We start from the raw sequence: 13,276 nt of genomic DNA, 5'->3' as shown, positions 1-13,276 counted from the left end.
TCCTTGCGTTTCGTCGCAAAGGCCCTAGCGTCTGCGCCGCATCGGGTCAATGAGACGATCCGGCCAATTCACGAGGAAAACACATGTTGATACCGGGAAACCCCGTTCCTGAGCTGAAAATTGAAACGGTGAGCCATGGACGTTTCGATCTGGATACCGATAAGGGCGAAAATGGCACGTTGGTGATTCAGTATCGCGGCCTGCACTGCCCGATCTGTATCAAGCAGATGGCCGAGGTCGAAGCGGCGCTGGATGAGTTTGCCGAGCTTGGTATCGAAGTGATCATGATCACCACAGACACGGCCGAGCGCGCCGCGGAAACGGCCGAGAAGGCCGGTGTTTCGCGGCTGCGTGTGGGGCACAGCCTGCCAATGGCTGCGGCGCGGGATGATTGGGGGCTGAACATCTCAACCGCGCGCGAAGGCAGCGCCGAACCTGACCTGTTCGCCGAACCAGGTCATTTCTTCATCGCCCCGAATCGAATGCTTTATTATGCGTGGCAACAGACCACGCCCTTTGCCCGACCTGCCATGTCCGACATTGTTGGCGGTCTGAAATTCACTCTGGGCAACAACTACCCGCCGCGCGGCACCTATACCGGCGCGCTTTAAAGGCTGGCCTTCAACCCGTCCGCCAGCAAATCCCAGACCCTGCGAATGCGCGGGGTCTGACGCATGGCCTGCGGTGCGGCCAGCCAGACTGGCAATGTCTGAACATCAACATCCAGCGGTATTATTTCGACATCCGGATCAGCCTTTGCCACTTCGATCTGGGTAAAGCCGATTCCGCATCCCGCACGGACCAGTTGCCAATAGGCGCTTTGCAGGTCACAGCGGGTGGCGAAGCTGTCCCTGCTGGCGGGCCACCCTCGCGCGCGCATCTTAGTGATGATCTGTTCATTGGCGTCAAAGCCTACCAGATCGTGGTCGAACAGTTCTTCGGGGCGTGTTGGCCGCCCGGCGCGATCCAGATAAGTGCGGGCCGCGCAAAAACACAGATGCACATCCCCAAGATAGCGCGAGATCAGGTCCATCTGTTCCGGGCGATACATGCGCACGGCAATGTCGGCCTCGCGATACAGCAGGTTTTCGATCGTGTCCGTTGCCACCAGTTCCAGTTGAATGGCAGGTTCCTGGGCCCGGATTTGTGCCAGAATCGGCGGCAGCAAGTGATGCGACGCGAAGACCGAAGCGGTGATGCGCACCGTCCCCTCCAGTTGCTGTGCCTGACCCGCCGCCGCCAGACTGAATGACGTCATCGCCGAATGCATCTGTTGCGCCATCGGCAGCAGTTGCGCGCCAACATCGCTGAGCTTCAGTCCGCGGGCATGCCGGTCGAACAAGGACACGCCCAGCTCATCCTCAAGCGCGTGGATTTGGCGGCCCAGCGTAGGTTGGCTTCGGTCCAGCTGCCGCGCTGCTGCCGAAAGCGAGCCGGTCTGAGCCACGGCCAGAAAGCTTTGGATCAAAGACCAGTCGGCATGAGTAAGAGATTTGTCCATTCAGAAATGAATACACGTTCCGATCCTGGCGGCAATAACAGAAGTGAAATGAATGGATCAGTGCGAAAGCTGCTTGGGCGCAGCAATGTCGACCCAGACCAACCGGTGTCTGCTGGCCTGTTCGGCGGCGACGCGCAGAGGCGTGCCCAGTTTGGGCAAGAACACCCCCGCTGCGGTAACTTGCAGGTCGGCCGAGGGCAGCACGTAATCCACCCGCATTTCGCCCACCGCCTTCCAGACCACAGTAGTCTGGGACTCCAATGGTTGATCTGCGTGTGGGTCCTGCAAACGCGGATCGGCCAGCAGCGCCTGTATTGCCTCTTTCCGCCCATCGCCGCGTGTCGGGTCCAGGTTGGCATCTCCGGCGATCACGAAGGGGCCTTGGGGCCTATGCCCCAATTCTCCGTCCAGAACTGCGGACCAAAGGCGGATTTCGTCGCGGTTGCGCAACCCGTTGCGATCCTCGAGGCCGTCAAACACTGGTGGGGCCGCGTGAAATGTCATCAGATCCAGCGAACCAATGGGTGTGTCCACAGGTACTATCCAATGGGCCACAGCGGACAGGCGCTGAATGCGCTGGGCCTGTTCCGATGGGAAGGGGCCGTCTTCCGTCACTGGCAATTGCGCGCCCGGTAGGTCGCGCCACAGCAGATCCGTAAACTGCTGCACAGTGTCGGTGCGGATAGGGTGCCGTGACAGCACCGCAAGCCCACCCTGACCGGTGAAACGACCCCAGCCCTGCGCGTCTGCCGGACCATGGGTGCGCCCGTCTCCGTTCAGGTCCAAAGCGGTCTCAAGCCCCGCATTGGGCTGGGTGGCGAAGTGATGGGGATAGTCCAGTCCAGCGGTCCGCAACAGATCGGCCAAAGCAGTCAAAGCCAGCCCGTCCATATCCCAGTCGATGCCTTGCAAGCTGACGATATCTGGTCGGGCGGCGACCAGAACGTCGACCACCGCCTGTACCTGTGGATCGCCGCGCCGGATATCGCGCAGCAACAGACCCGGCCCGTCGCGGTTCAGCTCGGTGTTGAAGGTGGCAATGCGCAGCGTTTCTGCCTGTGCCATAACCGGCATCAGCAACAGAAGAAGAATGCGGATCATGCGGCCTGTGTAGACTCAGCCGTGGAATAGGCGCGGCGCTTTTCAACGATCAGATTGGCGATGCGCAATGTCGCCATGCCGCGCATGATCATCGAGGCGGGCAGGAAGGCCCAGGCGCTCATGGTCCAGATCATGGTCTGAGGATTGCTCAGCGAGATCGGGTTGGCATAGTCAGTCAATAATTTGATCAGCGCTGGAATCAGGAATGGCAGCAGCACCCCGATCGAGATATTCAGGCGCCCGTCCCGTTGCAGGCGGGTGACGACGTCCCCGCCCTTGGTCGGGTCAAACAGCGGCAGGTTGGTCCAGACGTTGAACGCACCGTTGCCGGTAGGCCAGCCGCGCATCTTCACCGCATAGGCAAAGCTGGCAATGGTCACTAGCGCGGCAACATAAGCAACACTGGCAGAGATACGCACCAATTCGATCAGCGGCGCGTTGGCATCGGCGGGCAACACCAGCACAACCAGCCGAACCGGCGAATAGGGGAAATCGACAACATTGGCGATGCCCAGCCCCAACGCATAAAAAAGCCCGGTCAGATCGCTGGGCGCATAGGCGTTTTTGCAGATCAGCGTCAGGAAAGTGATCATCGACATCAACCCGACAAAACGCAGGCGGTTCACAGGTGGTGCGTCGCGGAATTCGATAAAGCTGGGAAAGGCCGAGTTATATTCAGCAAACGTCAGAAAGAATGCGAGAATGGCGAGAAAGACGACAATCTCGGTGCCATTCGTTGACGATACGGGCAAGTACAACGCGGGGGTTAGCACCATCAGTGCAACCATTATTCCCCGAATTGCCGCCCCAGTTGTGCGCGCAATCACTATCCGAACCCTTTCCAAACCGGAGTAGCCGATTCTGTGCCGACTTACGTTCCAACTTGTGCCCGCCGCGTAATTTTTTGACGGATGCCTCTGTCTCGCCAACTTTGACGATAAGCGACATTTCGCTCAAGCCAAGGTGCAGAAAACACGTAATTTCGGGCAAAATGATGGCGCAACTGGTGCGGGATTGCATCATTTTCGACGCAAATCCGACGTGTATCTCAAATTGATACCTATATCTTGTGGTAGTTAGGCTTTTGACCCCAAGAATGCGAATGGGGCCGCCGAGGCGACCCCATTAGGTTGAGTATCCACAGATTCATCCACAGAATCACACCCAGGGGCGGGCCTGGCCTGCGTGATCCTCGAATTTGTCGATGTGATGGTCTTTTTCCATCGTAAGGCCAATATCGTCCAAACCGTTCAGCAGGCAGTGTTTGCGGTGTGGGTCGACGTCAAACTCGATCACGACGCCATCCGATGTTGTGATTTGCTGATCTTCCAGATGCACGGTCATGCGGGCGTTCTGACCCTTGTGGGCATCTTCCATCAGCAGCGCGTGATGTTCTTCTTCGACCACGATCGGCAGAATGCCGTTCTTGAAGCAGTTGTTATAGAAGATGTCGGCAAAGCTGGTCGAGATCACCACCTTGATGCCGAAATCCTTGATTGCCCAGGGCGCGTGCTCGCGGGACGAGCCGCAGCCGAAATTGTCGCCTGCCACCAGAATCTCGGTTTCACGATAGGCGGGTTGGTTCAGGACGAATTCTTCGTTCTCCTGCCCGTCATCGTGGTAGCGCATCTCATCAAACAGCACGACGCCAAGGCCGGACCGTTTAATGGTTTTCAGATGCACTTTCGGAATGATCATATCGGTGTCGATATTGATCAGTGGCATTGGGGCAGCCACCCCGTGGACTTTGTCAAACTTTTCCATGTTCACACTCCTGCGGGAGAAGGCTGCGCCCGTGCCCCGCGTTTAAGCCTGTTTCGCTTCTATTGTTTCGTCTTTGGGTGCGTTCTTGATGAAGAGCGCCATGAAGACCAATCCGAACCCGTTGAACAGCATCTCAATGCCCAGGAAGATCCCCAGAATGCTCAGCAGAGCCTGGGGTTCCTTGCCCACATACGTCCAGATGATAGCGGCGAGGACGATCGACAAGATGCCCGAGATCATCGTGGGCCAGAAAAACTGCGTTCCTTTCATTTGGAACGACAGAATGACCCGCGCGATGCCGCCTGCCATAAACAGAACCAGCATCACCGTCGCCAAGGTCAAGGTCCCCTGCAGCGGGTGATCCAGGAAGGACCAGCCCAGAAACAGCATCACCACACCCATGATGAGAGACAGGATCTTGTTGCCGGTGCCTTCGACGGTGAACCCGCCGACAACCTGCAACGCGCCTGCAATCAGCAGCAACACCCCAGTCACCACCGTCACCGCAACCGAAGCTGCAATCGCATTGCCCAGCGCAAAGACGCCAAATGCTATCGACAGCAGCCCCAGCAGGAACCATTTGATCCAGTCACTCATGTGTTCAATCCCTCAAATATCTAGATATGAGGAGACCTTACATCAATTCACGGACGTCTGTCAGCCGTCCCGTAATTGCCGCAGCGGCAGCCATTGCAGGGCTCAGCAGGTGGGTGCGTCCGCCCCGGCCCTGACGACCTTCGAAGTTGCGGTTCGAGGTCGCGGCACAGCGTTCCCCCGGTGCCAGCTGATCCGGATTCATCGCCAGGCACATCGAACACCCAGCCAGACGCCATTCAAAGCCTGCTGCTTTGAAGATATCCGCCAGACCCTCTTCTTCGGCCTGCGCGCGCACCAGGCCCGAGCCGGGAACGATCATGGCCCGCAGACCATCTTTGATCTTTTTGCCCTTCAGAATTTCGGCGGCGGCGCGCAAGTCTTCGATCCGGCCATTGGTGCAGGACCCGATAAAGACGGTGTCAATTTCCACATCGCTCAGCCTTTGGCCCGCTTCCAGGCCCATATATTCGATCGAACGACGGGCCGCCTCGACCTTGCCGCCTTCGAAATCCTCGGGGTTCGGCACGGTTGCGGTGATCGGCAGGACGTCTTCGGGGCTGGTGCCCCATGTGACGACTGGCGCAATGTCTTCGCCGCGCAGAGTGATAACCTTGTCAAAATACGCGTCTTCGTCGGTGTAGAGCGTTTTCCACCAGTTCAAAGCCGCTTCCCATTGCGCACCTTTAGGTGCGTGCGGGCGACCTTTGACATATTCAAACGTCGTTTGGTCCGGCGCTATCAGGCCCGCCCGGGCGCCACCTTCGATGGCCATGTTGCAGACGGTCATGCGACCTTCCATCGACAGATCACGGATCGCTTCGCCACAATACTCGATGACATAGCCGGTGCCGCCAGCCGTACCGGTCTCACCAATCACGGCCAGAGTGATGTCCTTGGCGGTCACGCCTGGCTGCAATTTGCCGGTGATCTCGACCTTCATGTTCTTGGATTTCTTCTGGATCAGAGTCTGTGTGGCCAGAACATGCTCGACCTCAGACGTGCCGATACCGTGGGCCAGCGCGCCAAACGCGCCATGGGTGGCGGTGTGGCTGTCGCCGCAAACAACGGTCATGCCGGGCAGGGTCCAGCCCTGTTCCGGGCCGACGATATGAACGATGCCCTGACGGACGTCATGCACTGGGTAATAGTGAATGCCGAAATCCTTGGCGTTCTTGTCCAACGCTTCGACCTGAATGCGCGATTCCGGGTTTTCGATCCCGTTCACGCGGTCCGGTGTAGTCGGAACGTTATGATCCGGCACGGCGATGGTTTTTTCCGGGGCGCGCACCTTGCGGCCCGCCATGCGCAGGCCTTCGAACGCCTGCGGGCTGGTCACTTCGTGGACCAGGTGGCGGTCGATATACAGCAGGCAGGTGCCATCATCGGCTTCGTGCGCGACATGGGCATCCCAGATTTTGTCATAGAGTGTTTTGGGGGACATTGGTCCTCTCCCGTATTTAAATGAGAAATAGCTGGCGAGTGGCTGGACGCGCCTTATAGGCGGGCCAGAACCGTGCGGGCGGCCCCAAAGAACCGTTCACGCAGGCGCGTGCGGTCTTGCAACGTCGGTGCAGGGGCCAGATTGAGTCTCATGCGCACCAGATATATCGGGCTTTGCTGTCAATCAAGGTTCAATCCGGTGTCAGACTTGCATCATTGTGCAACGCTGTCCAAGCTGGAACCATGAATCAGGACCTGATCCCCAGCTCGCTGTCGGACCTTTATGAAAACATGGTCGCGGGCTTTTCCGTGCAATTCGAAAACCTTGTCGAACTGATTGTCACCCCCGGTTGGCGACAGCACCAGTTGGTCATCATTGTTGTTCTTTGGGGGTTGGCCCTCCTTTTGAAATTGGCAACGCAAGGCCGGTGGGAGACCTGGGCCCGGTCCCGCTCGGGCTGGCCGAAATGGCGGCTGCGTACCTTGGTGCAGTTAATGCAGCGCCTGACGCTGGTTTATTTCGTGGTGATGTCCTGGGCGTTGTATCTTTTGATGCAGCAAGTCACCTGGCCGTCGCGCAGTTACATTATCGGCGTGTTTGCGACTTTGGCCTTGGCGTGGCTGGCCATTGCCCTGGTGGCGCGGCTGGTGCGCAACCGGACCCTGCGGCGGATATTCAAATGGGCCATGTGGGTCTATGCAACGCTGATTGCGCTGAATCTGACCGATGACGTGGCCGATTTTCTGGACGGGGTAGCGATTTCCATTGGCGATCTGCACATTTCGGCGCTGGGGATCATCAAGGCGGTTCTGCTAATCGGTTTTTTGCTGACGCTGGCCCGTATTGGCACCCGCGCGGCTGAGCGGGGGCTGATGAACAATGACGACATCACCCCATCCATGCAGGTGTTGTTGGCTAAGGGCATTCAGGTGCTGCTGTATGGCGCTGTCTTTCTGGCAGCCATCCGCACGCTTGGGTTTGACCTGACCGGTATTGCGCTGCTGTCCGGTGCGATTGGTGTGGGGATCGGGTTCGGGCTGCAAAAGGTGGTGTCCAACCTGATATCCGGGATAATCATCCTGATGGACCGGTCGATCAAGCCGGGCGACGTGATCTCGTTGGGCGACACGTTCGGCTGGATCAATGCGCTGGGCGCGCGTTATGTCTCGGTCGTGACGCGGGACGGGCGGGAATACCTGATTCCGAACGAGGATCTGATCACCAATCAGGTGGTGAACTGGTCGCATTCCGACAAATTCGTGCGATTGGACCTGGAGTTCGGCACCAGCTACGACGACGACCCGCATAATGTCCGTGCAACGGCCATCGGTGCGGTCAAATCCGTGACGCGCGTTTTAAGTGGCGGTAAGCACGAGCCGGTCTGCCACATCACCGGGTTTGGTGACAGCAGCGTGGATTACGTCCTGCGGTTCTGGATCAGTGACCCGACCAAGGGCCTGACCAATATCCGCGGCAATGTCTATCTGGCCCTGTGGGATGCGTTTAAATCCAAAGGTATTTCCATCCCCTTCCCCCAGCGCGAGGTTCGGTTGTTGTCCGACGCAGCCACGCAACAGGTCGCCAAAGAGTGATCCCCTGTGCGCCCCGCATAGCGGCGTTTCATTGAAATGTTGCATTCCCCTTGTTACCTTATTAGTACCCCGGCGCCGGGGTTTTACGGCGCGCAGCAAAGGAGGACTATGTTCTGTCTCTACATACTCAGGCGGGTTTGCCCGCCGATGACCGGGCCAATGTAATGGCTCACTCTCAGTCAATCAGCGACAAGCTGCTTGAACGTATCCTTTCCTCACTTTCCGATGACAAGGCCGAAGATGTCGTGCAGATCAACCTGCAAGGCAAGTCCTCGGTTGCGGATCACATGGTGATTGCCTCGGGTCGGTCGACCCGTCAGGTCTCGGCCATGGCGGAAAAATTGACGGATCGCATCAAGCAGGAATTCGGTTTCACCTCGAAGGTCGAAGGCAAGGATGCCGGCGACTGGGTGCTGATCGATACGGGCGACGTGATCGTCCATATCTTCCGCCCCGAAGTGCGTGAATTCTATCAGCTGGAAAAGATGTGGCTGCCCCAGGGCGGCAGCGCCTCGGCGAACTGAGGCGCCATCCCGGCCTGCATTAACAGGCCGGCGGCGAGAGAAATATGCGTATAAGCATTTGTGCGGTCGGGCGATTGCGTGCCGGACCGGAGAAGACCCTGCTTGACGATTACCTGACCCGATTTGACCGGACCGGCCGCGCACTGGGCCTTGGTCCTGCACGTGTGATCGAGGTTGAGGACAAGAAAAACGCAGGCATGGGGGCCGAAGGTGCGCTGCTGCGCAAGGCACTGCCCAAGGGGGCTGTGATCTGTACCCTGGACGAACGCGGGCGGGTGATGTCCTCGCCGGATTTTGCCAAGAAACTGGGCGGATGGCGCGAGGCCGGGCGTCAGGATTTGGCGCTGATCATTGGCGGGGCGGACGGAATAGACCCTAATCTGCGGGACGAGGCCGATTTTTCTATCTCATTCGGGTCAATGGTCTGGCCCCATATGCTGGTCCGTGTGATGCTGGCCGAGCAAATGTACCGGGCTGCAACCATCCTGTCGGGCGGCCCTTACCACCGGGTCTGACATGGCGCAGCTTTTGATCGTCTACCATTCGCGCACCGGCGGCGCCCGGCAAATGGCCGAAGCCGCGGCTGAGGCCGCGCAGGATGAGGCCGAAACCATCCTGAAACCCGCCGATCAGGCCGGACCGGACGATCTCCTGCGCGCCGATGGCTACCTGTTCTGCGCGCCCGAGAATCTGGCCGCGATTTCGGGTTTGATGAAAGAGTTTTTCGACCGCAGCTATTATCCCGTACTGGGCAAGATCGAAGGCCGTCCCTATGCCCAGATGGTGTGCGCCGGGTCCGATGGCGAGAACGCCGCGCGCCAAATCGCCCGGATCGCAACCGGCTGGCGGTTGAAAGAGGCGCAACCACCGCTGATCATCTGCACCCATGCGCAAACGCCCGAGGCGATTTTGGCGGAAAAGACTGTTCCAGACGACCAACTGGACCAATGTCGCGAGATCGGTGCTGCTTTGGCTGCGGGTCTGACCCTGGGCGTGTTCTGAGCCTCAGTTCAGATCAACGACCGTAGTGTCTTCGTTCCAACCATCAACACTGCAGCGTGCCTGAATCTGAACCTGTGTGGCACCTTCGGGAATGGCCACACCGCTTAGCGACCGGGTAAAGGGCTGCTCATTCTCATGTGGATGGTGCAACACGCGCATGCCCAGCTCGTTGCCGTCCATATCCAGCACGCGCCAGCCATCGGCGTAATGATCCCAGCCGGTATCGGGATGGCGGATCGTCACGTCGAATCGCCAGGTATCACCGCTCTGACGGGCCGAGACATTCTCGATCACCGACGGATCGGCAAGGGCAGGGCTGGCCAGAAAGGCACTGAGAATCAGGTATCGCATGCGCTGACCATAGGGTGTGCGACGCACCCGCGTCATCACGAACCTGTGTTGGGTGGCAGGTCCATCAGGATCGATCGTGAATGCGAGGCAAATTCCCGCCGATACAACACGCCAAAGGTGACGGTGGTGCCGATGATCAGGGCAACCGGCCCCAATATCCATGTCACCGAGGCCAGCGCAAAATAGGTCGCCCGAAGGGCACGGTTGAAGCTGCGTGCGGCGGTGACGCAAATCTCGGCGGCTTGCGCGGCCCGGGGATAGGCCTGCGGGTCTTCGGGGTCATTGGGCACGGCGGCCATCAGCACCCCGCAATAGCCGAACAGGCGATGCGCCCAAACATATTTCAAAAACGCGTTCGACAGAAATGCCAGTACGATCAAAATCTTGATCTCCCAGACCAAGGCCGGGGCGCTGCCTATGGCCAGATCCTGCGCCACCCCGGCCAGACGTTCGGTATTGCCCAGCAAGGCCAGCCCGCCGCCAATGGCAATCATCGTGGTCGAGGCGAAAAACGTGCTGCCCTGCCGCATGGTGCCAACCATCTGCGCATCAAACATGCGCGGTTGGCGCGTTACCATCTCGTGCATCCAGTTGCGGCGAAAATCATCCATCATCATCGTGACGGAGTTTTTGCGCGGTGAAGGATTGTCGATCCGCCAGCCGATCCACTGCCAGGCACAAAACAGCAGCACAATGGCCGCATAGTCGAGTGGTGAAAACACCAGGGCGCGTTCAATCCAGGTCATGGTCGCGACACTACGCGCGGCCAAGAGAACTTGCCAGATGTAGAAATTGGTAATATTAATTTACCAAACCGGAGGGCTCGCTATGGACATGCCAACGCCAAACCCAGATATTCTGCGCCGCAGGGACGCCGTTTTGCAGCAATTGCTGGAGGTTTTGCCCCAAGATGCTGTGATCCATGATGCTGCTGAAACCCTCGCGTATGAATGCGATGCGCTGACGGCGTATAAATGTCCTCCGATGCTGGCGGTGCTGCCGGCGACCACGCAACAGGTCTCGGACGCGCTGCGCATCTGCCATGCCGAAGGCGTGCCGGTTGTGCCGCGCGGTTCGGGCACGTCTCTGGCGGGCGGGGCATTGCCGACGGCGGATTGCGTCATTCTGGGCATCGCCCGCATGAACGAGGTGTTGGAGACCGATTATGACAATCGCTTTATCCGCGTTCAGACCGGCCGCACCAATCTGAGCGTGACCGGGGCCGTTGAGGGAGAGGATTTCTTTTACGCACCCGATCCTTCGTCACAACTGGCCTGCGCCATCGCGGGCAATGTCGCGATGAATTCCGGCGGGGCGCATTGCCTGAAATACGGTGTGACGACCAACAACTTGCTGGGCGTGACCATGGTATTGATGGACGGCAGTGTGGTTGAAATCGGCGGCGCGCATCTGGACGCAGGTGGATTGGACCTGCTGGGGGTGATTTGCGGCTCGGAAGGGCAATTGGGTGTCGTGACCGAAGCAACGCTTCGCATACTGCGCAAACCCGAGGGCGCCCGGCCGGTTCTGATTGGCTTCGACGACAACGAAGTCGCCGGGCATTGTGTCTCGGATATTATCAAATCGGGCATTCTGCCCGTCGCGATCGAGTTTATGGACACGCTGTGCATCAGGGCTTGTGAGAATTTTGCCAAAGCAGGCTATCCCGATTGCACGGCGCTGCTGATCATCGAGGTCGAAGGGTCCGAGGCTGAGATCGACTATCAGCTGTCGAAGATCGTCGAGATTGCCAAACGCCATAACCCGGTGGAAATTCGCGAAAGCCAATCGCCTGAGGAAAGCGCCAAGATTTGGTTGGGCCGGAAATCGGCCTTTGGGGCCATGGGGCAGATGAACGACTATATGTGTCTGGACGGTACGATCCCGGTCTCGTCCCTGCCCGAAGTGTTGCGCCGGATCGGCGAGATGAGCCAAGACTACGGCCTGCCCGTCGGTAATGTGTTTCATGCGGGTGATGGAAACATGCACCCTCTGATCCTGTTCGACGCCAACAAACCCGGTGATCTTGAGAAATGCGAGGCGTTTGGCGCCGACATTCTGCGGCTATGCGTCGATGTAGGCGGCTGCCTGACGGGTGAACACGGGGTAGGCGTGGAAAAGAGGGATTTGATGACACATCAATACGCGCCGCAAGACCTGGAAGCACAGATGTCGATCAAGGATGTGTTTGATCCGAAATGGTTGCTGAACCCCGCCAAAGTGTTCCCTCTGAACGCGTCAGCATCCCGGCGCGATGTGCGTCTGGCTGCAAAATAATAGGCTCTAACACAAAAGATATGCGATGAAACCCAAGACGGAAACCGAACTGGCCGAGATGGTGGCCGGACTGAGCCATCCGGTGCGTATTGCCGGTGGTGGCACCCGTGGTATTGGCGGGCCAGACGCAACCATTCACACCGTGGGCTTAAGCGGCATAAATTTGTATGAACCCGGCGCGCTGACCCTTGTGGCGCAGGCCGGTACACCCTTGGCCGAAATTGAGGTCGCTCTGGAAGCAGAAGGTCAGCAATTGCCGTTTGAGCCTATGGATCATCGTGGTCTGCTGGGCACGGGCGGAGAGCCCACCATCGGCGGTGTCGTGGCGGCCAATATCTCGGGCCCACGGCGTATTCAAGCCGGGGCCTGCCGGGATTTCCTGCTGGGTGTGCGGTATGTCGATGGCAATGGGCAGGTGATCAAGAACGGTGGCCGGGTGATGAAAAACGTCACCGGATACGATCTGGTCAAACTGATGGCAGGTTCCTGGGGCACGTTGGGGATTTTAACCGAAGTGTCGCTGAAAGTGCTGCCAAAGTCCGAATCCACCGCGACCTTGGCTGTACAGGTCGCGGATGCTGAAGACGCAGTGCAAGCCATGTCCGCAGCGCTGAAATCTCCATTTGAGGTCAACGGGGCCGCGTATGACCCTCAAGATGGGCGCACCTTTTTGCGGATCGAGGGGTTTTCCGATTCGGTGTCCTATCGCTTGGGCCAGCTGAGATCCGTATTGACCGGATTCGGTGAGGTCAAAGAAATCCCGGATCCTGCGGACCTGTGGCGAGGCCTTCGTGATGTCAAACCGTTTCGGGGTCAGGACGGCGACGTCTGGCGGATTTCAGTCAAGCCAAGCGACGCGCCCGAAGTTTCGAGGCGTCTGGCGGCGGACCAGCTTTTGTTCGATTGGGGCGGGGGTTTGATCTGGGCGCGGGTCTCACAAGGAACCGATCTGCGCGCACGTTTGGGTGCATTTGACGGCCACGCAACACTGGTACGGGCTGGAGCAGATACAATAGAAACTTTGGGTCAATTTCAGCCTGAACCTGCCGAATTTAAGGCTCTAACACGAGGATTAAGACAGCGTTTTGATCCACGCGGCCTCTTCAATCCGGGCCTGATGGGATAA

General features: G+C 58.5%; 16 protein-coding genes. 7 read left to right on the top strand and 9 right to left on the bottom strand.

All coding sequences use genetic code 11. The annotated features are described in order from the left end of the window. Positions 1 to 83: 83 nt before the first annotated feature. Complete coding sequence (locus ACR0B8_RS15440; RefSeq protein WP_170351852.1) at positions 84 to 611, top strand: redoxin domain-containing protein; 528 nt, start codon at positions 84 to 86, stop codon at positions 609 to 611. Here the strand turns inward: ACR0B8_RS15440 and ACR0B8_RS15435 are convergent. The 7 genes from ACR0B8_RS15435 to ACR0B8_RS15405 form a co-directional block, all read right to left on the bottom strand. Then, complete coding sequence (locus ACR0B8_RS15435; protein ID WP_170361852.1) at positions 608 to 1,501, bottom strand: LysR family transcriptional regulator; 894 nt, start codon at positions 1,499 to 1,501, stop codon at positions 608 to 610. The two genes, ACR0B8_RS15440 and ACR0B8_RS15435, sit on opposite strands and share 4 nt — an antisense overlap. Positions 1,502 to 1,558: 57 nt before the next feature. After that, entirely contained in the window at positions 1,559 to 2,602 is a 1,044-nt protein-coding gene (locus tag ACR0B8_RS15430) for an endonuclease/exonuclease/phosphatase family protein (protein WP_226689691.1), read from the bottom strand. Then, a complete protein-coding gene (locus tag ACR0B8_RS15425; protein ID WP_170361854.1) occupies positions 2,599 to 3,429 on the bottom strand; it encodes a hypothetical protein in 831 nt (276 codons plus the stop codon). Before ACR0B8_RS15425 ends, ACR0B8_RS15430 begins: the two co-directional genes overlap by 4 nt. Positions 3,430 to 3,760: 331 nt before the next feature. Next, positions 3,761 to 4,366 (bottom strand): 3-isopropylmalate dehydratase small subunit, encoded by a 606-nt coding sequence (gene leuD, locus ACR0B8_RS15420; RefSeq protein ID WP_170351856.1) that lies wholly within the window; start codon positions 4,364 to 4,366, stop codon positions 3,761 to 3,763. 42 nt (positions 4,367 to 4,408) lie between these two features. After that, complete coding sequence (locus tag ACR0B8_RS15415) at positions 4,409 to 4,963, bottom strand: HdeD family acid-resistance protein (protein WP_170351857.1); 555 nt, start codon at positions 4,961 to 4,963, stop codon at positions 4,409 to 4,411. 37 nt (positions 4,964 to 5,000) lie between these two features. Beyond that, positions 5,001 to 6,404 carry a 3-isopropylmalate dehydratase large subunit gene (gene leuC, locus ACR0B8_RS15410; protein ID WP_226689692.1) on the bottom strand — a complete coding sequence of 468 codons (1,404 nt, stop codon included), beginning with the start codon at positions 6,402 to 6,404 and terminating at the stop codon, positions 5,001 to 5,003. Between the two features lie 53 nt (positions 6,405 to 6,457). Further along, a complete protein-coding gene (locus ACR0B8_RS15405) occupies positions 6,458 to 6,556 on the bottom strand; it encodes an isopropylmalate isomerase (RefSeq protein ID WP_170351859.1) in 99 nt (32 codons plus the stop codon). 90 nt (positions 6,557 to 6,646) lie between these two features. Here ACR0B8_RS15405 and ACR0B8_RS15400 point away from each other — a divergent pair, with 90 nt between their 5' ends. From ACR0B8_RS15400 to ACR0B8_RS15385, 4 genes are all read left to right on the top strand, one after another. Continuing rightward, positions 6,647 to 7,996, top strand: a complete 1,350-nt coding sequence (locus ACR0B8_RS15400; RefSeq protein WP_226689693.1) for a mechanosensitive ion channel family protein — start codon at positions 6,647 to 6,649, stop codon at positions 7,994 to 7,996. Between the two features lie 164 nt (positions 7,997 to 8,160). Further along, positions 8,161 to 8,520 carry a ribosome silencing factor gene (rsfS, locus tag ACR0B8_RS15395; RefSeq protein ID WP_058276550.1) on the top strand — a complete coding sequence of 120 codons (360 nt, stop codon included), beginning with the start codon at positions 8,161 to 8,163 and terminating at the stop codon, positions 8,518 to 8,520. Between the two features lie 44 nt (positions 8,521 to 8,564). Next, complete coding sequence (gene rlmH, locus ACR0B8_RS15390; RefSeq protein WP_170578478.1) at positions 8,565 to 9,035, top strand: 23S rRNA (pseudouridine(1915)-N(3))-methyltransferase RlmH; 471 nt, start codon at positions 8,565 to 8,567, stop codon at positions 9,033 to 9,035. Between the two features lies 1 nt (position 9,036). After that, positions 9,037 to 9,522, top strand: a complete 486-nt coding sequence (locus tag ACR0B8_RS15385; RefSeq protein WP_170578480.1) for a flavodoxin family protein — start codon at positions 9,037 to 9,039, stop codon at positions 9,520 to 9,522. 3 nt (positions 9,523 to 9,525) lie between these two features. Here the strand turns inward: ACR0B8_RS15385 and ACR0B8_RS15380 are convergent, their stop codons facing one another. Further along, on the bottom strand, positions 9,526 to 9,873 hold the full coding sequence (locus tag ACR0B8_RS15380) for a hypothetical protein (RefSeq protein WP_170361858.1): 348 nt from the start codon (positions 9,871 to 9,873) through the stop codon (positions 9,526 to 9,528). 35 nt (positions 9,874 to 9,908) lie between these two features. After that, positions 9,909 to 10,619 carry a DUF599 domain-containing protein gene (locus ACR0B8_RS15375; RefSeq protein WP_170361859.1) on the bottom strand — a complete coding sequence of 237 codons (711 nt, stop codon included), beginning with the start codon at positions 10,617 to 10,619 and terminating at the stop codon, positions 9,909 to 9,911. Between the two features lie 82 nt (positions 10,620 to 10,701). Between ACR0B8_RS15375 and ACR0B8_RS15370 the strand changes: the two genes are divergently transcribed. Together ACR0B8_RS15370 and ACR0B8_RS15365 are read left to right on the top strand one after the other, a co-directional pair. After that, positions 10,702 to 12,150, top strand: coding sequence for an FAD-linked oxidase C-terminal domain-containing protein (locus tag ACR0B8_RS15370; RefSeq protein WP_480658869.1), 1,449 nt, complete (start codon positions 10,702 to 10,704; stop codon positions 12,148 to 12,150). A gap of 25 nt (positions 12,151 to 12,175) precedes the next feature. Continuing rightward, positions 12,176 to 13,276, top strand: coding sequence for an FAD-binding protein (locus ACR0B8_RS15365; RefSeq protein WP_480658871.1), 1,101 nt, complete (start codon positions 12,176 to 12,178; stop codon positions 13,274 to 13,276).

The sequence above is a fragment of the Ruegeria sp. BH6 genome, assembly GCF_056538105.1.
This window is presented reverse-complemented; position numbering and strand designations above follow the sequence as displayed.